16 protein-coding genes and 1 pseudogene are annotated in these 22,641 nt (G+C 58.9%); 9 read left to right on the plus strand and 8 right to left on the minus strand.

What is annotated here, in order from left to right; translation table 11 throughout:
- A pseudogene (locus tag PHT20_RS13940) lies at positions 1-892 on the minus strand (chemotaxis protein); the annotation flags it as partial.
- 69 nt (positions 893-961) lie between these two features.
- Here PHT20_RS13940 and PHT20_RS13945 point away from each other — a divergent pair.
- From PHT20_RS13945 to PHT20_RS13975, 7 genes are all read left to right on the plus strand, one after another.
- Complete coding sequence (locus PHT20_RS13945) at positions 962-4,336, plus strand: EAL domain-containing protein (protein ID WP_301020985.1); 3,375 nt, start codon at positions 962-964, stop codon at positions 4,334-4,336.
- Positions 4,336-6,825 carry a DNA internalization-related competence protein ComEC/Rec2 gene (locus tag PHT20_RS13950; RefSeq protein WP_301020986.1) on the plus strand — a complete coding sequence of 830 codons (2,490 nt, stop codon included), beginning with the start codon at positions 4,336-4,338 and terminating at the stop codon, positions 6,823-6,825. The genes PHT20_RS13945 and PHT20_RS13950 overlap by 1 nt, the downstream gene beginning before the upstream one ends.
- A 92-nt stretch (positions 6,826-6,917) precedes the next feature.
- Positions 6,918-8,429, plus strand: a complete 1,512-nt coding sequence (locus PHT20_RS13955) for a circularly permuted type 2 ATP-grasp protein (RefSeq protein WP_301020995.1) — start codon at positions 6,918-6,920, stop codon at positions 8,427-8,429.
- Positions 8,430-8,509: 80 nt separating this feature from the next.
- Positions 8,510-9,469, plus strand: coding sequence for an alpha-E domain-containing protein (locus PHT20_RS13960; protein ID WP_300087369.1), 960 nt, complete (start codon positions 8,510-8,512; stop codon positions 9,467-9,469).
- Positions 9,470-9,521: 52 nt separating this feature from the next.
- Positions 9,522-10,391 carry an HDOD domain-containing protein gene (locus PHT20_RS13965; RefSeq protein ID WP_300087371.1) on the plus strand — a complete coding sequence of 290 codons (870 nt, stop codon included), beginning with the start codon at positions 9,522-9,524 and terminating at the stop codon, positions 10,389-10,391.
- A 19-nt stretch (positions 10,392-10,410) separates the two neighbouring features.
- Complete coding sequence (dinG, locus tag PHT20_RS13970) at positions 10,411-12,573, plus strand: ATP-dependent DNA helicase DinG (protein ID WP_301020987.1); 2,163 nt, start codon at positions 10,411-10,413, stop codon at positions 12,571-12,573.
- A 50-nt stretch (positions 12,574-12,623) separates the two neighbouring features.
- A complete protein-coding gene (locus tag PHT20_RS13975; protein WP_300087378.1) occupies positions 12,624-12,947 on the plus strand; it encodes a hypothetical protein in 324 nt (107 codons plus the stop codon).
- A 14-nt stretch (positions 12,948-12,961) separates the two neighbouring features.
- Here PHT20_RS13975 and rho read toward each other — a convergent pair whose 3' ends face one another.
- Both rho and trxA read right to left on the minus strand, forming a co-directional pair.
- Entirely contained in the window at positions 12,962-14,227 is a 1,266-nt protein-coding gene (rho, locus tag PHT20_RS13980) for a transcription termination factor Rho (protein WP_300087380.1), read from the minus strand.
- Positions 14,228-14,433: 206 nt separating this feature from the next.
- Positions 14,434-14,766 carry a thioredoxin TrxA gene (gene trxA, locus PHT20_RS13985; RefSeq protein ID WP_300087382.1) on the minus strand — a complete coding sequence of 111 codons (333 nt, stop codon included), beginning with the start codon at positions 14,764-14,766 and terminating at the stop codon, positions 14,434-14,436.
- Positions 14,767-14,921: 155 nt separating this feature from the next.
- On the opposite strand from trxA, the gene PHT20_RS13990 reads away from it, so the two are divergent.
- Entirely contained in the window at positions 14,922-16,208 is a 1,287-nt protein-coding gene (locus PHT20_RS13990; protein ID WP_301020988.1) for a TIGR03862 family flavoprotein, read from the plus strand.
- A gap of 61 nt (positions 16,209-16,269) precedes the next feature.
- Here PHT20_RS13990 and bamC read toward each other — a convergent pair whose 3' ends face one another.
- Genes bamC through PHT20_RS14015 form a run of 5 tightly spaced genes read right to left on the minus strand, consistent with a single transcriptional unit; the run spans position 16,270 to position 20,187 of the window.
- Positions 16,270-17,352, minus strand: a complete 1,083-nt coding sequence (gene bamC / locus PHT20_RS13995; protein ID WP_301020989.1) for an outer membrane protein assembly factor BamC — start codon at positions 17,350-17,352, stop codon at positions 16,270-16,272.
- Positions 17,353-17,389: 37 nt separating this feature from the next.
- Positions 17,390-18,283: a 4-hydroxy-tetrahydrodipicolinate synthase gene (gene dapA, locus PHT20_RS14000; protein ID WP_301020990.1), complete on the minus strand. Its 894-nt coding sequence runs from the start codon at positions 18,281-18,283 to the stop codon at positions 17,390-17,392.
- A gap of 4 nt (positions 18,284-18,287) precedes the next feature.
- Positions 18,288-18,881: a class I SAM-dependent methyltransferase gene (locus tag PHT20_RS14005; RefSeq protein WP_301020991.1), complete on the minus strand. Its 594-nt coding sequence runs from the start codon at positions 18,879-18,881 to the stop codon at positions 18,288-18,290.
- A complete protein-coding gene (locus PHT20_RS14010) occupies positions 18,881-19,006 on the minus strand; it encodes a hypothetical protein (protein ID WP_301020992.1) in 126 nt (41 codons plus the stop codon). Before PHT20_RS14010 ends, PHT20_RS14005 begins: the two co-directional genes overlap by 1 nt.
- On the minus strand, positions 19,003-20,187 hold the full coding sequence (locus PHT20_RS14015; RefSeq protein ID WP_301020993.1) for an MFS transporter: 1,185 nt from the start codon (positions 20,185-20,187) through the stop codon (positions 19,003-19,005). Before PHT20_RS14015 ends, PHT20_RS14010 begins: the two co-directional genes overlap by 4 nt.
- 156 nt (positions 20,188-20,343) lie before the next feature.
- On the opposite strand from PHT20_RS14015, the gene PHT20_RS14020 reads away from it, so the two are divergent.
- On the plus strand, positions 20,344-22,323 hold the full coding sequence (locus tag PHT20_RS14020) for a DNA topoisomerase IV subunit B (protein ID WP_301020994.1): 1,980 nt from the start codon (positions 20,344-20,346) through the stop codon (positions 22,321-22,323).
- Positions 22,324-22,641 lie beyond the last annotated feature (318 nt).

Here is a 22,641-nt window from a genome sequence, read left to right on the forward strand (position 1 = left end):
CCACCACCTCGCCGCCTTGCACGGCCACCGTGCTGGCACTCATGGCCAGCTGGTTGGCCTGGCGGGCGTTGTCGGCGTTTTGCTTGACGGTGGAGCTTAGCTCTTCCATGCTGGCGGCGGTTTGCTCTAAGGCGCTGGCCTGGCTTTCGGTGCGGTTGCTCAGGTCTTGGTTGCCTTGGGCGATTTCGGCGCTGGCCATTTCAATGCTTTGTGAGCTGGTGCGCACGGCTTCCACGGCTTGGTTCATGCGGGTCAAGGTGCTCTTGAGCACGGTGCCCAAATGCGACTGTGCTGGGATGTGTTTCACATCCAAAGACATACCGTCTGCCCGGTTGACCGCAGCCACCAAGACCGCCATTTCGTCACCCGCCACCGCAGCGCGGGTGAAGCCCATCACCAGCAACACCTCTACCCCAGACTGCACCACCACATACACCGCGTGCAGCATGATCACAGCAAAGTCAGGGGTCGACAAACAATACAGGCCATACCCTGCGGCTTGAAGCCGGTCAAACACCACGTGGTGCACGGCATAGACCAACGCGCCAAACACAATGATTTTCCAGTCGCGGTACACCAGCAGCAAGGCCAGTGTGACAAATACGCCAAAGTGAAATTCCAGCATGCCGCGGCTGAGTTGAATGTGCAGCACCACCAGGCCGATCAATGCAAAGGTCAGCACATATTTGCTCAGCGCGGTGCCCTTGGCAGTGGCGTAGGTCAGCCCGCCCAGCAGCGCCAGCACCGCCGTGGCCATGATGGCCAGGCTGGTGTCAACAAATTGGAAGCCCAGCACCAGGCCGGCCACAGCGCTCAGCGCCATGCCAAACAAGATGATGCGGTCGCCAAACAGCGCTGCAGCTTGGGCGGGGTGAGGTTGGTTTGTGTTCATAAAAAAGGCTCTTTCTGCTTGTGAAGATGCACAGGTGGTTATCTTAATCTGAGGACTATCATTCGCCACATGTCACAGCCCGCCCGCCCCGTTTTGCCGTTGCGCCAATTTTTATTGCGCCGGGTCGGGCTTTTAGTCGCTGCCACGGCGCTGCTGGTGGCGGGCAGTTTTGTCTGGTTTGGCATGCTGCCCATGGCGCAGCAAATTGCCAACGACCAATTTGATGTGGCCGTCGCCAAGGTAGAGGCTGGCCTGGATGCGGCCTTTTTGCCCCCGGTGCGATTGCTGGCCATGAGCCCGCAGTGGCTGCAGCAGCAAGCGCCAAGTCTGCAAGACCCAGCGGCTTTTAACCATGTGTTCAAACCCATCTTGGGTCAGTTGCCACAAGTCACTTCGGTGGTGGCGGGCACAAGCACCGGACAAGGCTGGCTGTTGCTGCAAAAACCCGAGGGCGGTTGGCGCAACCGCATGACTGATGTGCCGCGCTGGGGGGAGCGGCATCACCTGCTCACTGACCAGGCCGCGGATGGCGGCCAAACCAGCAGCGTCAGCAGCACCGCTTACGACCCGCGCCTGCGCCCCTGGTTCACCGGTGCCATGGCCATGCCGGCGCCTGGCCTGGTGCATTGGACCGCGCCTTACACTTTTTTCACCACCGGTGATCCCGGCATCACCGCTTCTGCACGGCTGAAGTTGACCGATGGCCGCGACCTGGTGCTGGGGTTTGACTTGACCCTGCGCGACTTGTCCCAGCTCACCATGCAAGCCAAAGTGGGGCAACACGGACAAGTGCTGGTGCTGACACAAGACGAGCAGGTGCTGTGCTTGCCCGCGGCACCTGGCGGTGTGTCGGCGGCCAGCTGGCTGGCGCGCGTGTTGCACCCGGTGGAGGTGCTGGAGCTGCCAGCGGTGTCGGCGGCCATGCGCAGCTGGCGCGAGCAGCAGCGCCCAGTCAGTCGGGTGCTCAGCTTTGCTGCTGACCACACCCGCTGGCTGGCCAGCGTGCACCCCTACGCCTTGGGCAACCAGCGGTTTTGGGTGCTGGTGCTGGCACCGGCGGCAGATTTCGCCCCGGCTTGGGCGCCAATGGCGCTGGCGTTAACGGCCGCGCTGATGCTGCTGCTGGCGCTGGCCATGTGGGTCACGCACGTCGGCAGTGCCCGGTTGGCGCGCCCGCTGGAGCTGCTGGCAGACCACAGCCGGCGCATTGGGCTGCTTGACTTTGCACCGCTGCCAGCCATCCACAGCCGGGTGGCAGAAGTGCAGCAACTGGCGCAATGCCAGCGCACCATGCTCCAAACATTGCAGCAAAACCACGATACGCTGGAAGCCCATGCCGATGAGCTCAGCCACCAGGTGCAAGCCCTCAAAGCCACCGAAGCGCGCTTGCAGCAGCACAACGACACGCTGCAAACCATCATTGAAAACTTTCCCGGTGGCGTGTCGGTGGCTGATGCCAACCTGCGCCTGGTGGCCTTCAACCAAGAGTTTCAAACCCTGTTAGACCTGCCAGACAGCCTGCTCAAACAGCCGGGTGGCTTGAATTTTGAAGACATCTTCCGCTTCAATGCCCAGCGTGGCGACTACGGCCCGGCCGATGTCGACACGCTGGTGGCCGAGCGGGTGGTCTTGGCGCGCCAGTTTGCGCCGCACCGGTTTGAGCGCAGCCTGCCCAATGGCCGCACGCTGGAGGTGCGTGGCATGCCGCTGCCCCAGGGCGGCTTTGTCACCCTGTATGTGGATGTGACGGTGAACAAACAGCATGAGCAAGAGCTGGAGCGCTTGGCGCATTTTGATGCCCTCACCGGTCTGCCCAACCGCGTGTTACTGGCCGACCGTCTGCGCCTGGGCATGAGCCAGGTGGCGCGCCGTGGCCAGCAATTGGGTGTGGTGTTTTTAGACCTGGACGGCTTCAAGCTGATCAATGACACCTATGGCCATGAAATGGGCGACCAACTGCTGGTGGCGCTGGCTGCCCGCATGCGCCAGGCGCTGCGCGATGGCGACACGCTGGCACGCATAGGTGGCGACGAGTTTGTGGTGGTGCTGATGGACGTGGCCGGGCTTGACGAGAGCGTGCCCATGTTGCAGCGCCTGCTGCATGCCACAGGCACCACATTGAACGTGGCCGGTTTTGATGTCACAGTGTCAGCCAGCGTGGGGGTGACCTTTTACCCGCAAGCGCAAGAGGTCGATGCCGACCAGCTGATGCGCCAGGCCGACCAAGCCATGTACCAGGCCAAACAGGCTGGCAAAAACCGTTTTCATGTGTTTGATGCGGAACAAGACCGCAGCCTGCGTGGCCAGTTTGAAAGCCTCAAGCGCATTGCGCAGGCGCTGTCTCAGTCAGAGTTTGTGCTGTATTACCAGCCCAAGGTCAACATGCGGTTGGGTCAGGTGGTGGGTGCCGAGGCCTTGATTCGCTGGCAGCATCCGCAGCAGGGCTTGCTGGCCCCGGCCCACTTTTTGCCCTTGATTGAAGACGACCCGCTGGCTGTGGCGGTGGGCGAATGGGTGGTGCGCACCGCGCTGGCGCAAATGGCGGCATGGCAAGCACAGGGCTTGCGCCTGGTGGTGAGCGTGAATGTGGGGGCGCGGCAATTGCAGCAGCCTGGTTTTGTGGCGTTTTTGCGCACCGCGCTGGCCGCGCAACCCAAAGTGCCACCCAGCCAGTTGCAAATCGAGGTGCTGGAAACCAGTGCCCTGCAAGACATGGTGCGCGTCACCGAGGTGATGTTGCAGTGCCGCCAGCTGGGTGTGACCTTTGCGCTGGACGACTTTGGTACCGGTTACTCGTCACTCACTTATTTGAAGCGGTTGCCGGTCTCGCAGCTCAAAATTGACCAAAGTTTTGTGCGCGACATGCTTGACGACCCCGATGACTTGTCCATTTTGCTGGGTGTGCTTGACTTGGCGGCGTCGTTTCACCGCCAGGCCATTGCCGAGGGCGTTGAAACTGTGGTGCACGGCCAAATGCTGTTGCAACTGGGTTGCGAACACGCCCAGGGCTACGGCATTGCCCGCCCCATGCCAGCGTCAGACTTGGCCGGCTGGGCGGCGGCCTGGCGGCCAGATGCACTGTGGCAAACCGCCAAAGCGTTAGACCGCAGCCAGCTGCCGCTGCTGTTTGCCCAAGTGGAACACCGCGCCTGGGTGCTGGCGGTGCAAGCCTACTTGACAGGCGAATGCAAAGTGATGCCTGAGCTCAATGCCCACCAATGCCACTTGGGCAAGTGGCTCGATGCAGGCGATTGGCGCGCTGACATCCGGGTGGCCGAAGCCGATGCCTTGCTGGCCTTGCACGCGCAAGCCCACACCCAGGCCGACCACCTGTGCGAGCTTAAAAACCAAGGCCAAGAAGCCGCCGCCCTGGCGCAGTTGCCCAAACTGCTGTCGGTGCGCGACCACCTGCTGGCGCATTTGCAAAGCCTGGTGCAGGGTTGATGCAAGCCAGGCACCATGGCACTGTGGTGCTGCTGGCCTGGGTGCTGGGCACCGCAGTGCAAACTCTGCAACCGAGTTTGTGGGGTGTAAAAACTTACATGCTTTTTATGGCTCTAGAGCTTATTCCCATTGCGCTGGTAGCTATCAAAAATGTAACATTTAAACTGCCTGCGGCAGCTTGGCTGCTGGTCACTGGCATGCTGGCGTTTGGCCTGACAGGCGTGCGCGCCGGTGTGTTTGCGCAGCACGCCCTGACCCCTGCGCTGGAGGGGCGCAACCTGCTGGTGACCGGCATTGTGGCGGCCATGCCGCAGCGGCTGGAGGCGGGTTTACGCTTTCGCCTGGCGGTGCAGACCGCCGCGCTTGACGGCCAGCCAGTGGCCGTGCCCGACCAGCTGGAGCTGGCTTGGTACAGCGGTGTGTTGCCCAAGGGCGACAGCTCTGGTGATGTGCGCGGTGAGCTGCAACGCTTGCCCGCCGACCTGCACGCGGGTGAGCGCTGGCAGATGACAGTGCGACTGAAAGCCCCGCACGGTGTCCTCAACCCCCATGGGTTTGATGTCGAGCTTTTTCAGTGGGAAAACGGTGTGCAAGCCACTGGCTATGTGCGCGCGGGCAGCCAAGACCCGCCCCCGGTGCGCTTGGGCGCCACCTGGCAGCACCCGGTGGAGTGGGCGCGCGGCCTGGTGCGTGAGCGCATCATGGCGCATGTGCCCGACAACCCACAGGTGGCTGGCCTGCTGGCGGCGCTGGTGGTGGGTGACCAGCAGGCCATTGAGCGTGCCGACTGGGATGTGTTTCGCGCCACCGGCGTGGCGCATTTGATGAGCATCAGCGGCCTGCATGTCACCATGTTTGCCTGGGCTACCGCCTTGCTGGTGGGCTGGCTGTGGCGCCGCTCGGGCTGGCTCTGCACACGGGTCAGCGCACCCAGCGCGGCTTTGCTGGGTGGCACTGGGCTGGCATTGGCTTATGCCTTGTTCAGCGGCTGGGGTGTGCCAGCGCAGCGCACCGTGCTGATGTTGGCCTGCGTGGGTGTGCTGCGCCTGCTGGGCGCGCGCTGGCCGTGGCCGCAGGTCTGGTTGTTGGCCTGCGCGGTGGTGGTGCTGGCCGACCCTTGGGCGCTGTGGCAAGCCGGATTTTGGCTGAGTTTTGTTGCGGTTGGGGTGCTTTTTGCTACAAATTATGAAGCTATTAGTGCTTATACTGTAAGCGCTAGAGGTCGATTTGTTGCCTTAATGCGGGAGCAGTGGGTGATCACCCTGGCGCTCACGCCGTTGAGTTTGCTGCTGTTTGGTCAGGTCTCGCTGGTGGGCTTGCTGGCCAATGCGTTGGCTATTCCGTGGGTGACTTTGGGCGTGACGCCGTTGGCGCTGCTCGGCACGCTGTGGCCCTTTTGCTGGACGCTGGCGGGCTGGGCCATTGACCTGTTGATGGTCTTTTTGAGCTGGCTGGCCAGCTGGCCCGGTGCCACGTTGGCCACGGCGCAAACGCCATTGTGGGCGGGCGCCGCCGGGCTGTTGGGCGGTGTGTTGCTGGCATGGCGCTTGCCGCTGGCGTGGCGGCTGCTGGGTGTGCCACTGTTGTTGCCTGTGCTGTTATGGCGTGCGCCAGTGCCACCCCAGGGACAGTTTGAACTGCTGGCTGCAGACATTGGCCAGGGCAACGCGCTGCTGGTGCGCACCGCCCACCACGCCTTGTTGTATGACGCCGGCCCGCGCTTTAGCCGCGACAGCGATGCCGGCCACCGCGTGCTGGTGCCGCTGCTGCGCGCGCTGGGGGTGCGCTTGGACATGTTGGTGCTCAGCCACCGCGACACCGACCACACCGGCGGTGCGTCGGCTGTGCTGGCCATGCAACCGCAGGCTACGGTGCTGAGTTCTATTGCGCCTGACCATGCGTTGCAAAGCATGGCGCAGGTGCAGCGCTGCCAGGCTGGCCAGCGCTGGGTGTGGGATGGTGTGGTGTTTGAGGTGCTGCACCCGCAAGCGCCTGATTACACCGGCCGGGCCAAACCCAATGCCATGAGTTGCACCCTGCGCATTGCCAACGGCACGCAGTCTGCGCTGCTGGCCGGGGACATTGAGCAAGCGCAAGAAACCCGATTGGTGGCAAAAAGCCAAGTGCTGGTCGCCGCCACTGCCCAAGCGGATGCCCATCAAGCCACCACCACGTCTTTGTCCGCCGGAGTCATGTCTGGGCATCTGCTGCACGCTGATGTGCTGCTGGTGCCGCACCATGGCAGCAAAACCTCTAGCAGTGCCGCGTTTTTGGATGCGGTGCAACCGCGCCTGGCATTGGTGCAAGCGGGCTATCGCAACCGCTTTGGCCATCCAGCTAGCCCTGTTTTGGTGCGTTACCAAGAGCGCCACATTGGCGTGGTGGATTCGCCCCGTTGTGGTGCGGCCACCTGGCAGTCTTGGCGGCCTGAATCGGTGCAGTGCGAGCGCCAAGTGCGCCAGCGTTATTGGCACCACCAGGTGCCTTGATGTGTGGGGTGGGGCTTTTCTACACAAAGTGAGCTTGCAACACACATCCGTCTGGCCTGAACCTTGCTAAGCTTTACCCAGGAGTAAACATGATGCAGAAATTTGACGAGATGTACACCCAATTGCCCTACGAGTTCTTCTCTGGTGGCAAGCAAATCCGAGACCACTACAAGCTCTACGACGAGTGGTTAGCCCGCCAGCCCGGCGACATGATGGCCAAGCGCCGCGCCGAGGCTGAAATGATTTTTCGCCGGGTCGGCATCACCTTTGCGGTGTATGGCGAAAAAGACGAAGACGGTGCGGGCACCGAGCGGCTGATTCCGTTTGATTTGATTCCACGCATCATCCCCGCGCACGAATGGCAGAGCATGGAAAAAGGCTTAACGCAGCGCGTCACCGCCCTGAACCGCTTCTTGCATGACATCTACCACGACCAGGAAATTTTGAAAGCAGGTCTGATACCGCGTGAGCAAATTGAGCAAAACGCCCAGTTCCGCCCCGAGATGATGGGGGTGGATTTGCCTAACCAGGTGTATTCACAAATCTCAGGCATTGACATCGTGCGTGCGCCTGACGCCAAAGGCAACGGTGAGTATTACGTGCTGGAAGACAATCTGCGGGTTCCTAGCGGCGTGAGCTACATGCTGGAAGACCGCAAGATGATGATGCGGCTGTTCCCCGACCTGTTTGCCATGCACCGGGTGGCGCCCATTGCCCATTACCCCGATTTGCTGCTGGAGACCCTGCGCGAAAGCAGCCCAGCCACCACCGCCGAGCCCACCGTGGTGGTGCTCACCCCCGGCATGTACAACAGCGCCTACTTCGAGCACGCCTTTTTGGCGCAGCAAATGGGTGTGGAGCTGGTGGAAGGGCAAGACCTGTTTGTCAAAGACAACTTCTGCTACATGCGCACCACCCGCGGGCCGCAGCGGGTGGACGTGATTTACCGCCGCGTGGATGACGACTTTTTAGACCCCAACGTGTTCCGCCCGACGTCCACGCTGGGTTGTGCCGGGCTGCTGGAGGTGTACAAGGCCGGGCATGTGAACATTTGCAACGGTGTTGGCACCGGCGTGGCAGATGACAAATCCATCTACCCCTATGTGCCCAAGATGATTGAGTTTTACCTGGGTGAAAAACCCATTTTGAACAATGTGCCAACCTACATGTGTCGCAACAAAGACGACCTGTCTTACGTCATGGCCAACATGAAAGACCTGGTGGTCAAAGAAGTGCACGGCGCAGGCGGCTACGGCATGCTGGTGGGGCCGGCAGCCACCAACGCAGAAGTGGAAGACTTCAAAAAGGCCGTGTTGGCCAACCCCAGCGGCTACATTGCCCAGCCCACCTTGAGCCTGTCAAGTTGCCCGACCTTTGTCGAGAGTGGCATTGCCCCGCGCCACATTGACCTGCGCCCCTATGTGCTCACCGGCAAGGGCGTGCAAATGGTGCCGGGCGGGTTGACCCGGGTGGCGCTCAAAGACGGCTCGCTGGTCGTTAATTCGTCACAAGGCGGCGGTACAAAAGACACCTGGATTTTGGAAGATGCAGAACAAATGGACGCCCCAGCAGGCGCCATTCAAGCCCAGAGCCAAACCTCATAAAGCGCTTGAAATTTATGAAAAATCAGTTCCTAGCGCTTACAGAATAAGCGTAACCAGCTATCAAATTTGAGGATACATGTATGTTGTCTCGCACTGCTGACCACCTTTTTTGGATGAACCGTTACACCGAGCGCGCTGAAAACACGGCGCGTCTGCTGGATGTGAACTACCAAACCTCACTGTTGCCACAGTCAGATGCGGTGGCACGCGCAGGCTGGCAGGGGCTGCTGTCCATCAGCGAGTTGCTGCCCAGCTACCGTGAAGCACACGGTGACATCACGGCCAAGGCGGTGATGGACTTCATGGTGAAAGACGAAAGCAACCCGTCAAGCATCTTGTCTTGCTTGAGCGCGGCACGTGAAAACGCGCGTGCGGTGCGCGGTACCCTCACCACCGAGGTCTGGGAAACCCAAAACCAGACGTGGCTGGAAGTCAAGCGCATGATCAAACAAGGTGACTTCGAGGCCGACCCTTCGCAGTTTTTTGAGTGGGTCAAGTTCCGCTCACATCTGTCACGCGGGGTCACGGTGGGCACCATGCTGATGGACGAGGCGTTGTATTTCATGCGCCTGGGTACTTTTCTGGAGCGCGCCGACAACACGGCGCGCTTGGTGGATGTGAAGTTTCATGCGGTTGAGAGTGATTTTTATGGCGCTGCCAATGAGAAAGACCAAGAGTACGATTTCTACCATTGGAGCGCCATTTTGCGCAGCGTGAGTGGTTTTGAGGTTTACCGCAAGGTCTACCGTGATGTGATTCGCCCAGAGCGCGTGGCCGAGCTGCTGATCTTGCGCCCCGACATGCCGCGCAGCCTGCACGCCAGCCTGAATGAAGTGGTGGGCAACCTCAAAATGGTGGCTAACGACCAGTCGGTTGAAACCCAGCGCCGCGCTGGCAAACTGCGCGCTGAGCTGCAATATGGCCGTATTGATGAAATCTTGGCCACCGGGCTGCACGCTTACCTGACCCAGTTTCTGGATCGCATCAACGATTTGGGCGCCCACATCAGCCGTGATTTTTTGGTGCCGGTGCCGGTTTGAACCCGGTTGGGGGCGGGGCTTGTCCTGATAATGGGGGCTAGGAGAGCCCTGCATGAAAGCCACCGAGATCAACCGTGAGCTGGATCACGCCCGCGATGCTGGCCCAGTCAAAGACATTGTCATTCCCCCGTGCCCGCAATTGCTGGTGCAACTGCAAGCCGAGCTGAACCAGCCCGACCCCGACCCCTTGGCCGTGGCGGCCATTGCCGCCAGCGATGTGGCCATGACGGCGGCGCTCATTCGCTTGGCCAACAGCCCACTGTATGCCCGGCGTGAGGCCACCACCTCCGTGGCGCAAGCCGTGTCCATGCTGGGGCTCAAGCCCACCGCCACCTTGCTGACCGGGTTTTTGTTGCGCCACACCATTCGCATTGACCCCACCTTGATTGAGCATTTCTGGGAGTCTTCCACCCGCCGTTCCATGGCCATGGCACACATCGCCCGGCAGTTGTATGGGGTGGATGTAGAAATTGCCAAGACCTGTGGGCTGTTTTTTCATGTGGGCATTCCAGTCATGCTGCAAGGGGTGCGTGGCTACAGCGGCACGCTGGTGGAGGCCATGGCGCGCCAAGACCGCACTTTTATCCAAACTGAAAACGCAGCACACCGCACCGACCATGCTGTGGTGGGTGCCATTGTGGCCAGGACTTGGCGGCTGCCACAGGTCATTTCCCATGCGGTGCGGCTGCATCATGATTTTGCGGTGCTCAGTGATGACTCTGTGGCCTTGCCCGTGCGTCAATTGGTGGCCATTGCGGCCATTGCAGACCACTTGGTGGCGCACCATGAAGGCGTGCGTGAGCAGCGCGAATGGCTGCAGCATGGCGCAGCTTGTTTGAGCTTTTTGCAAATTGGCCAAGATGAAGTAGACACCTGGGTCGACACGCTTTACCCCGCCTTTGAATCGGTGGTGGTGGCTTAAGCACACTGCCTGTTGTTTCATGACCGTTTTGACTGCTGAGTTGACCTCTGCTGAGGTGTCCCAAACTGCACTGGCCGCCTTTGACCAGGTGGTCTCAGGCACGCCAGGTTTTCGGGCGCGCCCGGGTCAGCGCGACATGGCGCTGCGCATTGCCACCCATTTGCACGGCGTGACCTTGGGCGAGCATGACGCGCCCTTGAGTGCGGTGGCCGTGATCCAGGCTGGCACTGGCGTGGGCAAATCTGCCGCCTACTTGTCCACCATGGTGGCCATGGCGCTGGAGCGCAAAACCCGTGTGGTGGTGTCGACCGCCACGGTGGCGCTGCAAGAGCAGTTGATGACCAAAGACTTGCCCGCCCTGGCTGCTGTGTTGGACACCCCATTTGTCTTCGCCCTGGCCAAAGGGCGTGGCCGTTATGTGTGCAAGCTTAAATTGGAGCGACTGGCCGGCAGCGATGGCGAACCCTTGGACATGTTTGAAGGTGACGACGCGCCCGAGCCCACTGCACCCGCTAAGCCGGTGCCGCCTGTCAAAGGGGTGACCTGGATCGACCCCATGGAGCGGCGCATGCAGCTCTATGACACCTTGGCCTCTGGCTTGGCCGCAGGCAGGTGGGATGGCGACCGCGACAGCTTAGCCGAGCAGCCTGAAGCCTCTGACTGGGCTACCGTAGCCGCCGAGCGCCACACCTGCACCGCGCGGCATTGCCCACGCTTTGGCAGCTGCAGCTATTACCAGGCGCGCATGCAACTGGCGCAAGCGCAAGTGATTGTGGCCAACCACGACCTGGTGCTGGCCTCGCTGGGCATGAAAGCCTTGCCCGACCTGGACAACTGCCTGCTGGTGTTTGACGAAGGCCACCATTTGCCCGCTGTGGCGTTAGACCAGTTTTCCAGTGCCATGGACTTGAGCGGTCTGCGCTGGTTGGACAAATTGCCCAAAATCTTGCTGGATGTGGCAGACAAAATGGGTGTGCAACTGACCCAGGATGTGGCCACCCTGGCGCAGCAGCTTAAAACTGCCTTGCTGCAGGCCAGCAGCTTGGCCATGGACTTTTTGCGGGGTGTGGCCAGCAGTTACGACGTGGTGCACCGTTTTAAAGAAGGTGTGGTGCCAGAGGCCATGTTGGAGCCGTTTCGGCTGATTCATGGCCATGCCCAGGCGCTGTCTGATGCGCTTGAAGCCTTGGGCAAAGAGCTTAAATTGCGGACCAAAGAAGACCCGTCTCAAGCCACCCAAAGCGCCGTGCAGTACGCCCGGCTGGGACAAATTGCGCCCAAGCTCAATGCCGTGGTGGCCACCAGCGCCATGTGGCTGGCCAGCCCTGAGCCGCCGTTGGCCAAATGGTTGAAATCAGATACCAGCAGCGGTCTGGTGCAATTAAGCGCCCACGCTTGCCCGATAGTTCCTGGCGATTTACTGCGCCAACACGTGTGGCGGCAAGTGCGGGGTGCGGTGGTGACTTCGGCGTCGCTCACCACCTGCGGCAATTTTGATTATTTTTTGGCCGAGGCTGGCCTGGCAGGCTTGCCGCAGGTCAGCACCTTGGCGGTGGATAGCCCGTTTGACTATCGCCAGCAAGGCGAGCTGATCGTCACCGATACCCGCGCTGATGCGCGAGATGTGGCGGCCTACACCGCTGAAGTAGTCACGGCTTTGGTGGCAGATTTGCACACTGTGCCGCATGGTGCGCTAGTGCTGTTTACCTCCAGGGCGCAAATGCAGTCGGCCGTGCAGGCGCTTGATGCTGTGCTGCAAGAGCGGGTGCTGGTGCAGGGGCAAATGGCGCGCGGCAAGCTGCTGGGCATTCACCAGGCACGGGTGGAGGCCGGTGATGCGTCGGTGATATTTGGCTTGCAATCGTTTGGCGAAGGGCTGGATTTGCCTGGCGCGCTGTGCGAGACCGTGTTCATCACCAAACTGCCTTTTAGCCCCCCCAGCGACCCGGTGGAGGAAGCCCGCGCTGAGTGGCTCAAACGCAGCGGGCGTGACCCATTTACCGAGCTGGTTGTGCCTGCCACGGGCATCAAGCTGCTGCAGTGGACCGGCCGAGCCATCCGCTCTGAGACTGACCAAGCACGGGTGATTTGCTACGACAAACGCCTGCTGAACATGGCCTATGGCCGGCGCATGCTGCAAGGCTTGCCACCCTATGCCGTGTCGCGCCGCCCCAGCAGTTGATGATGTTCAAGTGTAGATTTGACACAATGGTGTCTTACACAGGAGTTTGAATGGCTGACTTGGTGAAATCGTTGTTGGGCTTGATCGTCCGCTTGGGGCTGCTGCTGGCGGGCTTGGTGTTTTTTGCCAGCGTGTTGGCTGCGGCTTTGCTGCTGCTGTTGGTGTGGCTGGTGCGAGCCTCGTGGGCACGCTTGACAGGGCAACTGGTGAAGCCATGGGTGTTTGCCTTTAACCGCCGCCCGCCCTGGCAGCAAGGTGGTGCGGGGTTTGGCCAGCGCACGCCACCTCAAGACGATTCCGTGATGGATGTGCAAGCCAGAGATGTCACGGTGGTGACCGATGTGGAGCCCAAACGCATCGAGTCCAAGCCTTGATGCGTTGACTCGGTTCAACCGCCGCGACGCATCAGATCGAAGAACTCGCTGTTGGTCTTGGTGGCTTTCATTTGCTTCAAGACCATTTCCATCGACTCGATCTCGTCCATGTTGTACAAGAACTGACGCAGGATGCGGGTTTTGGACAAGATGTCGGGTGACAACAGCAACTCTTCGCGCCGGGTGCCGCTGCGGTTGAGCTGAATGGATGGGAACACGCGCTTTTCATAAAGGCGGCGATCAAGGTGAATTTCTGAGTTGCCGGTGCCTTTGAATTCTTCAAAAATCACTTCATCCATGCGGCTGCCGGTGTCTACCAGTGCGGTGGCAATGATGGTCAATGAACCACCTTCCTCCACGTTGCGTGCGGCACCCAAAAAGCGTTTGGGGCGTTGCAGTGCGTTGGAGTCCACACCGCCGGTCAGCACCTTGCCACTGGAGGGCACCACGTTGTTGTAGGCGCGAGCCAGCCGGGTGATGGAGTCGAGCAAAATCACCACGTCTTTTTTCAGTTCAACCAGGCGCTTGGCACGTTCGATCACCATTTCCGCCACATGCACGTGGCGGGCTGCAGGCTCGTCAAAAGTGGACGCAATCACTTCGCCCTTGACGGTGCGCTGCATTTCGGTCACTTCTTCTGGGCGCTCATCGACCAGCAGCACCATCATGTAGCTGTCGGGGTAGTTGGCCGAAATGGCGTGGGCAATGTGCTGCATCATGACCGTTTTACCGCTCTTGGGTGGCGCCACCAGCAAGGCACGCTGGCCTTTGCCAATGGGGGCAATGATGTCAATGATGCGCCCGGTGATGTTTTCGTCGCTCTTGATGCCGTCGCGCTCCAAGCGCATTTGCTCCTTGGGAAACAGCGGAGTCAAGTTTTCAAACATGACCTTGTGCTTGTTTTCTTCCGGGCCGCCACCGTTGACTTTTTCAAGCTTGTTGAGGGCAAAGTAACGCTCGCCATCTTTGGGAGTGCGCACTTCGCCTTCAATCATGTCGCCGGTGTGCAAGTTGAAGCGGCGCACCTGGCTGGGGCTGATGTAGATGTCATCGGTGCTGGCGGTGTAGCTGGTGTCTGGGCTGCGCAAAAAACCAAAACCGTCAGGCAAAATTTCCAGCACGCCATCGGCAAAAATCTGCTCACCAGCACGGGCGCGCTTTTTGATGATGGCAAACATCAACTCTTGTTTGCGCATGCGGCCGGTGTTTTCAATCTCAAGATCTTCGGCTTGCTTGAGGACTTCTGACACGTGCAGTGCCTTGAGTTCGTTTAAATGCATGAAATGGCTCTGTGGAAATAATTGACTAGCGCTGGGAGGTGGAGGGCGCATCAGGCTTGTGAGGATTCAAGCCGGTTGGGTTTGCGCTTATGACTCTGGCGGGCACTGTGTGAGTGCCAGCGAGTGCATTGAATTATGACAGGAAAAAACACCCAGACAGAACGCTGGGCAAGTGTGTGGATGCAGCCCGTGCACCCACAGAAAAATCAAGCCAATTGCTGGTCGATGAAGGCGGTGAGTTGTGCTTTGCTCATGGCGCCCACTTTGGTGGCTGCCAATTGACCGCCTTTGAAAATCATCAGGGTAGGAATGCCGCGAATACCAAATTTGGCAGGAATGTCACGGTTTTCGTCCACGTTCATTTTGGCAATTTGCAACTTGCCTTCATAAGCTGTTGAGACTTCATCCAAGATTGGGGCAATCATCTTGCACGGACCACACCATTCGGCCCAATAGTCCACCAGCACGGGGAGTTGGGCTTGCAGCACATCACCTTCAAAGGTGGCATCAGACACATGTTTGATCAGTTCACTGGCCATGTTCGTTTCCTCAAGAAAAGGGTTGGAAAAAATTGATTGAGGGAAATTGTGACAGAAAGTGAAAGTGCGTTGACCAAACACGCCATTGCAGCTGCCTGTATGTCGCAGCGCATGGCATCACAGACAATGCACCCCAACATCATCAAGGTAAACAAATGAAAAAAGTGGCAGTGATCGGGGCTGGCCCCGCAGGGTTGATGGCGGCAGAGGTACTGTCTCGCGCGGGCATGAATGTGGCTATTTTTGATGCCATGCCCAGCATTGGCCGCAAGTTTTTGCTGGCTGGCAAGGGTGGCTTGAATTTGACGCACTCTGAGCCTGCCGACATTTTTGCTTCACGCTACGGGCAGCGCCGTGCCCAAATTGAACGCTTGTTCAACACCTTTGATGCCGCCAGTGTGCGCCGCTGGGCGGCGTCTTTGGGCATAGAAACCTTTGTGGGTAGCTCAGGGCGGGTGTTTCCGGTTGACATGAAAGCTGCCCCCTTGCTGCGCGCTTGGCTGAATCGGTTGCGCCACCCCGAGCCCCAGGCTGTGGCGGCTGTGCCCGTGACATTTCACATGCGCCACCGCTGGCTGGGTTGGCCGCAGGGGCGGGTGAGCTTGCCAGCGCAGGGCGCGACTGAGTCCATGGTGTTGGACTTTGACACGCCCCAAGGCCACCAACAAATCTGTGCTGATGCCCTGGTGCTGGCTCTGGGTGGGGGCAGTTGGGCGCGCTTGGGCTCTAATGGCGCTTGGGTGCCTTGGCTGCAAGCGCAGGGTGTGGCGGTGGCGCCGCTGCTGCCATCGAATTGCGGATTTGATGTGCAAACACCCTGGAGCGCGCACTTTGCCAGCCGCTTTGCTGGGCAGCCCTTCAAATCGGTGGCGATTTCCTTTGCTGCTGCTGACGGTCAGCATTTTGCCCGCAAAGGTGAGTTTGTGGCCACCGCCACTGGCGTGGAGGGCAGTTTGATTTATGCCGCATCCAGCCTGCTGCGCCAAGACATCATGCGCCATGGGCAAGCCACCTTGGTGCTTGATTTGCTGCCAGATGTGTCAAGTGAGCGGGTACTGGCTGAGGTACAGCACCCACGGGGCAGCCGCTCACTCTCTAGTCATCTGAAAAGCCGTTTGCATTTGGAGGGCATCAAAATGGCCATGCTGTATGAGAGTTTGACCCCAGCTCAACTGCATGACCCGCATCAGCTCGCCACAGCCATCAAAGCCTTGCCGCTGACCCTGTCAGCCATGCGGCCGCTGGATGAAGCCATCAGCAGTGCTGGCGGTGTGTTGTTTGAGGGGCTGACCGACGGCCTGATGCTAGAGCCGCTGCCCGGTGTGTTTTGCGCGGGTGAAATGCTCGATTGGGAAGCCCCCACGGGTGGCTACCTGTTGACCGCATGCTTGGCCAGCGGCGCGCATGCTGGCCAAGGGGTGCTGGCTTACTTTAAAAAATAAATAAGAAAAAAAGCAGCTAGCGCTTATGGATTAAGCGCTAGCTGCTATTATTTTTGATTTTTTATTTCAAATCATCAGACAGCACCTGCGCAATGCGCTGGGCATCGGCTGTGGCAGCGGTGGTGCCATCGGCGTTTTGCACAGACACCGCTGTCAAATTGCCTTGGCTCACCACAGAAATTCTGAATTTTTGGGGTGCATTGTCTTTTTTGGACGAGCTGAAGAGGTTGCTGAAAAAACCTGGCTCAGCTTTGTCTGGCTGCGAGGCCACGTAGCGCACAAAATAAATGCCTTTGCTGCGGTCGCGGTCTTCTACGGTGAAATTGGTTCGGTCTAAAGCCAAACCCACACGCCGCCAAGCGCGGTCAAACCCATCTTCAAGTTGCACCACCGGCTGGCCATTGACTTGGCTGATTTGAGCGCCTTTGGGCGCTGCGCCAGCCGCCACCAGCGCTTTGGACTGCTCTTGGGTGACCCCCAGCTTCACCATCAAACGGCGCAAAAATTCGGCTTCAAGTTCAGGGTCTGCGGCGCGGGGTTGCCACACGGTTTGGTCTTTGTTGGTGGTGCTGTAGACCTCAATCATGCCGCGGTGACTGATGAAAATGTCAGTGCCACCGGCTGCATTGCGCTCAAGCCGGGTGCGAAATTTGTCGCGTTCGCCGGTGGAGTACAAAGAGTCAAAAACCTTGCCCAAAGCATTGCGCACAAAGTCTTGAGGTAACTTGGCTCGGTTTTCAGCCCAATCGGTTTCCATGATGCCCAGGTTGGTTTGATCCATGGCGAGCAAAAAACCATTTTCTTGCCAAAAATCTTTCACCGGTTCCCACAGCTTGTCGGCGGGTCGGTCTATGACCAACCAGCGCTGCGAGCCTGCGCGTTCAATGCGCACGTCGCCCAAAGTGGCCACTGCCGTCGGCATGGTTTGCACATTGACCTGGCCCAATTGAAAGCTGGATGCCGTCACCGGTGCCCCCGGCACAGCGTAGCGGGTTTCGCGCGAGAGCTGGGTCAAATCGGGGGGTATTTCAAGCGATGGTGCTTTGCCGGCACTTTTGTAATCTACTTTGTCGCCTTGCAAGACGGAGCACGCACCCAAAGTGAAGGTCAAGCCAAGAAGGGCGAGTCTAGAGAAATGGTTCACAAAAGTCCTTTGGTTCAGGGTCAAAACAGACGCAGATTTAAATCAAGCCAACTTCACGCAACGCGGCTTCCACCACAGGCTGATTGGCCGCGGTGAGTTCGGTCAGGGGTAAGCGCATCGTGCCACCGCACAAATTCATGCGTGCTGCTGCCCATTTCACGGGAATCGGGTTGGCTTCGACAAACAAATGTTTGTGCAGGGGCATCAATTTGAATTGAATGGTCATGGCTGTTTTCACGTCGCCCGCCAGCGCTGCTACACACAGCTCGTGCATCAATCGGGGTGCCACATTGGCGGTGACGCTGATGTTGCCATGACCGCCGCACAGCATCAAGGCCACGGCAGTGGGGTCGTCCCCAGAGTAAATAGCAAAGTTTTTGGGCGCTTGTTTGATCAACCACTGGGCGCGGTCGATGTTGCCGGTGGCTTCTTTGATGCCCACAATACCCGGCACTTGGGCTAACCGCAAGACCGTATCGACCGCCATATCTGCCACCGAGCGCCCTGGCACGTTGTACAGCACCAGCGGCAGATCAACGGCCTCAGCAATGGCTTTGAAGTGCTGGTACTGACCCTCTTGGGTGGGCTTGTTGTAGTAAGGCACGACTTGAAGTTGGCTGTTGGCGCCCACTTTTTTCGCAAATTTGGCCAATTCAATGGCCTCTGCCGTGCAGTTTGAGCCACAGCCCGCCATGATCGGCACACGCCCGGCAGACTGCTCAACCGCCACGCGGATGATCTCGCAGTGTTCGGCCACGCTCACCGTGGGTGATTCACCCGTGGTACCGACCACGCCCACACAGTCTGTGCCTTGGTCAACATGCCAGTCAATCAATTTGCGCAGGGCAGGGTAGTCAACACTGCCATCTGCCAGCATGGGGGTAATTAAGGCAACAATACTGCCGGTGAGTGGGGGCTGAGAAAGTGTCATTTGGTCAATTGGGAGTGAGGTCTGCCAATGATTCTAGCGAGACTGCACAGTGCGCCAGTGGCTCGGTGGCGTCATTGGCGGCTTGAATGGCCACAATGCGTTGCACGCATCTGGCTGGGTTTTCAAGGCGACCCTCTTCAAACGCCACCACCTGAAGCTGCGCGCAGCGCTTGAGCAATTCTCCAGGTTGCAGCAAGAAGTCTGGGCGTGAGGGCTTGCCCAGCCGCTCATTCCCCGCAGAAAACGTCTCATACAGCAATACCCCACCTGGTGCCAGACTGGCCAGCAGCGTGGGAAACAGCGGCCGCCAAAGATAGTTAGTCACCACCACAGCGTCAAAGGTTTGTAGCTGCCCGTGCGTCATCAACGGCCAGTCGCCTTGCTCTATGTCCGCATGACACACCTGCCCAAAAGCTGCTGCCACCTGCAGCGATTCAGCGCACCGGTCAACCCCTAAGCACTGAAAACCCGCCTCAGAGAGCCATTTCATGTGACGGCCTTGGCCGCAAGCCACGTCAAGCACGCGCGCGCCAGGCTTGAGCAAATGACGCCAGCACCGTACCCATGCAGAAGGCTCGCCCATTGGATGTGCCACCATCAAAAACACCCCCACACCTGGTTGGCCAGATTGAACATGAAATCTGGCCTTGTATACAACCCAAACACCATGAGCAGCACGGCAAGCGTAGCCACCACACCCAGCCATTTCACTGAAAGCTTCATGCGTTGGCACCTTGCGCCAAGGGTTGGCGCACCACAGCCGCTTCTTTAATGGGCAAGTTCAGCAGCCCAGCCACCAGACCCAAGCCGATGGCAATGAACCACACCACGTCGTAACTGCCGGTGCGGTCATACAAAAAGCCACCCAGCCAAACGCCTAAAAACGAGCCGACCTGGTGGCTGAAAAACACAAAACCACCCAACATGGAGAAATGCGCCAGCCCAAACATTTGCGCCACCACCGCATTGGTGGGCGGCACGGTAGACAGCCACAGCAACCCCATGGCCGCAGAAAACACATACACGCTCATGGGTGTCAGGGGTGCCCATAAAAACACACTGATCACCAAGGCGCGCAACACGTAAATGGCTGAAAGAATGTATTTCTTTTGCAGATGCTGCCCCAGCACACCAGCGGCATAGGTGCCAAACACATTGAAAAGGCCAATCAAAGCCAGCGCATAACTGGCCACCTGGGGTGCCAGACCGTGGTCTCGCAGGTAGCTGGGCATGTGCACGGCAATGAACACCACCTGAAACCCGCAGACAAAAAAACCGGCCATCAGCAGCTGGAAACTGCGGTGTTGAAACGCTTCGCGCAGCGCTTGCACAATGGATTGTTCCCGCACATGGCCGGCACCGATGCGCAACTGTGGCTCGCGCAGCCCCCAGGCAAACGGCATCATCAGCAGCGCCGCTGCTGCCAGCACCACCAAAGCGATTTGCCAGTCAAACCAATGCATCAGCAAGCCCTCTGTGGGCAGCATCAAAAACTGGCCAAACGAACCCGCTGCAGCCGCTAGCCCCATGGCCCAAGAGCGCTTGTTGGCGCTCACATTGCGACCAATCACACCGTAAATCACCGAATAAGTGGTACCCGCCAGCGCAACGCCAATCAACACCCCTGCGGTCAGCGCAAACATCAGCGGCGTGCTGGCATAAGCCATTCCCCACAGGCCCAAGGCGTACAGCACTGCGCCCAGCAAAATCACCAAAAACGCACCAAATCGGTCGGCCACCATGCCCATAAAAATGCCAGCCAGCCCCCACACCAGGTTTTGTATGGCAATGGCCAAGGCAAAGGTTTCACGGCTCCAGTTTTGCGCTTGCGTGATGGGTTGCAGCCACAAGCCAAAGCCATGCCGAATGCCCATGGACAAGGTCAAGATGATGGCGCCGCTCATTAAAACTTGATTGACGGAGAGTGAATGGGGGTGTGCGCGATGAGTCATGGCTTGAATATAACGAATTTGGCATGCTGGCCACGTCACTCAAGTGTCATGTTTTTCACTGTTTGGATGTACAGCACATTGACGCTTGCATGATTACAATGCGCCGCTATGGCAACCCAACCCTCACTTGACACTGCCGATTACGGCGAAAGTTCGATTCGCGTTTTGAAAGGGCTTGAGCCCGTCAAACAACGCCCGGGCATGTACACCCGCACCGACACCCCCGCGCACATCATCCAAGAAGTGCTGGACAACGCCGCAGACGAAGCCTTGGCGGGTCATGGCAAAAAAATCAAGGTCACGGTTCACCTGGATGGCTCCATCACCATTGAAGACGATGGCCGTGGCATTCCTTTTGGCATGCACCCAACCGAACATGCCCCGGTGATCGAACTGGTGTTTACCCAGCTCCATGCCGGTGGCAAGTTCGACAAAGGCAAAGGCGGCGCCTACAGCTTCTCTGGCGGCTTGCACGGTGTGGGTGTGAGTGTGACCAACGCCTTGTCATTACGCCTTGAAGTCAGCACCCACCGCGAAGGCCAAATGGCGCGGCTTGTGTTTGCTGGCGGAGATGTCATTGAACCCTTGGTCATTCGCCCCCTGGCAGACGGCGAGCGCAAGTCTGGCACCACCGTGCGGGTCTGGCCCGATGGCAAATATTTTGAGTCGTTGACCTGGCCGATGGCGCACCTAGAGCACTTGCTGCGCAGCAAAGCCGTGCTCATGCCGGGTGTGACTGTGACCCTGGTGCAAGAAAAAAACCGTGACACCCAAACTTGGGTCTTCAAGGGCGGACTGCGCGACTACCTGAGCCAAACCCTGCCGGCTGACCCGGTGGTGCCCTTGTTTGAAGGCGACGGCTTTGCCGACGCGCACCATGACAGTTTTGCCGATGGCGAAGGCGCCGCCTGGTGCGTGGCGTTTACCGAAGACGGCCAACCGGTGCGTGAGAGCTATGTCAACCTGATTCCCACCAGCGCCGGTGGCACGCACGAGTCTGGCCTGCGCGACGGCTTGTTCACCGCCATCAAAAGCTTCTGCGACCTGCATTCGCTACTGCCTAAAGGCGTCAAGCTGTTGCCTGACGATGTGTTTGCCCGCGCCAGCTATGTGCTGTCCACCAAAGTGTTAGACCCCCAGTTTCAGGGTCAGATCAAAGAGCGCCTGAACTCGCGTGACGCGGTGCGTCTGGTGTCGGGCTTTGTGCGCCCCGCCTTGGAGCTATGGCTGAACCAAAACGTCGACTACGGCAAAAAACTTGCCGACATGGCCATCAAAGCCGCCCAAAGCCGCCAAAAAGCCGGGCAAAAAGTTGAAAAACGCAAAGGCTCGGGCGTGGCCGTGTTGCCCGGCAAGTTGACCGATTGTGAAAGCCGCGATTTGTCAGAAAACGAAGTGTTTCTGGTCGAAGGTGATTCCGCTGGCGGTAGCGCCAAAATGGGTCGCAACAAAGAAAGTCAGGCCATCTTGCCCCTGCGCGGCAAAGTCCTCAACACCTGGGAGGTCGAGCGTGACCGCCTGTTTGCCAACAACGAAATCCACGACATTGCCGTGGCCATTGGCGTTGACCCGCACGGCACCGACGACTCGCCTGATTTGTCAGGCCTGCGCTACGGCAAGATTTGCATCTTGAGCGATGCCGACGTCGATGGCTCGCACATCCAGGTGCTGCTGCTGACGCTGTTTTTCAAACACTTCCCCAAGTTGATTGACACCGGCCATGTGTTTGTGGCGCGCCCGCCCTTGTTTCGGGTAGATGCCCCAGCACGCGGCAAAAAACCGGCGTCCAAAGCCTACGCGCTCGACGAAGGTGAATTGACCACCATTTTGGACAAGTTGCGCAAAGAAGGCGTGCGCGAGGGTGCCTGGAGCATCAGCCGTTTCAAAGGTCTGGGCGAGATGAATGCCGAGCAACTGTGGGATACCACCCTGAACCCCGACACCCGCCGCCTGCTGCCGGTGCATTTGGGTGACTTGAGCAGTTTGCAAACTGCCGCGCTCATGACCCAGCTGATGGGCAAAGGCGAAGCCGCCGCCCGCCGCGAGTTGATGGAGTTGCATGGGGATTCTGTCGAACTCGATGTGTAGCTTTGTTTTTGATAGCTGCTTGTGCTTTATTCATAATAGATAGAGGCCTATTACGTATAAATTTTGTGATCAGCAAGGGCTTCCTGGTTAAATTTACGCGGTGGCGTTGCGGTGTTGGCTTGCTAAGCATGGCAGCTACCAAACGTCAAGCACCATGTGCCCAGTGATTTGCTCAAAAGCTTTGTCACGACGGACTAACTGTCATGAATCCAAGCCGACGCCCCGGATGATGAAAGAAACTCTAGGGTGGAGGTGACGGGGTCGATGCCGAGAAAATTCTTTGGGAGCGAGCATCCCGATAACTAACTTGGCACGCCT

This window comes from Rhodoferax sp. (assembly GCF_028715765.1).
Taxonomy (GTDB): Bacteria; Pseudomonadota; Gammaproteobacteria; order Burkholderiales; family Burkholderiaceae_C; genus Rhodoferax.

Coding starts and splice junctions, on each gene's coding strand:
- PHT20_RS13960 (WP_300087369.1), top strand. CDS start 8,510: ATGTTGTCTCGCACTGCTGACCACCTTTTTTGGATGAACCGTTACACC.
- PHT20_RS14005 (WP_301020991.1), bottom strand. CDS start 18,881: ATGGTGGCACATCCAATGGGCGAGCCTTCTGCATGGGTACGGTGCTGG.
- PHT20_RS13990 (WP_301020988.1), top strand. CDS start 14,922: ATGAAAAAAGTGGCAGTGATCGGGGCTGGCCCCGCAGGGTTGATGGCG.
- PHT20_RS13950 (WP_301020986.1), top strand. CDS start 4,336: ATGCAAGCCAGGCACCATGGCACTGTGGTGCTGCTGGCCTGGGTGCTG.
- PHT20_RS14015 (WP_301020993.1), bottom strand. CDS start 20,187: ATGAGCGGCGCCATCATCTTGACCTTGTCCATGGGCATTCGGCATGGC.
- PHT20_RS14020 (WP_301020994.1), top strand. CDS start 20,344: ATGGCAACCCAACCCTCACTTGACACTGCCGATTACGGCGAAAGTTCG.
- PHT20_RS13965 (WP_300087371.1), top strand. CDS start 9,522: ATGAAAGCCACCGAGATCAACCGTGAGCTGGATCACGCCCGCGATGCT.
- PHT20_RS13955 (WP_301020995.1), top strand. CDS start 6,918: ATGCAGAAATTTGACGAGATGTACACCCAATTGCCCTACGAGTTCTTC.
- rho (WP_300087380.1), bottom strand. CDS start 14,227: ATGCATTTAAACGAACTCAAGGCACTGCACGTGTCAGAAGTCCTCAAG.
- PHT20_RS13945 (WP_301020985.1), top strand. CDS start 962: ATGTCACAGCCCGCCCGCCCCGTTTTGCCGTTGCGCCAATTTTTATTG.
- dinG (WP_301020987.1), top strand. CDS start 10,411: ATGACCGTTTTGACTGCTGAGTTGACCTCTGCTGAGGTGTCCCAAACT.
- PHT20_RS14010 (WP_301020992.1), bottom strand. CDS start 19,006: ATGAAGCTTTCAGTGAAATGGCTGGGTGTGGTGGCTACGCTTGCCGTG.
- PHT20_RS13975 (WP_300087378.1), top strand. CDS start 12,624: ATGGCTGACTTGGTGAAATCGTTGTTGGGCTTGATCGTCCGCTTGGGG.
- trxA (WP_300087382.1), bottom strand. CDS start 14,766: ATGGCCAGTGAACTGATCAAACATGTGTCTGATGCCACCTTTGAAGGT.
- dapA (WP_301020990.1), bottom strand. CDS start 18,283: ATGACACTTTCTCAGCCCCCACTCACCGGCAGTATTGTTGCCTTAATT.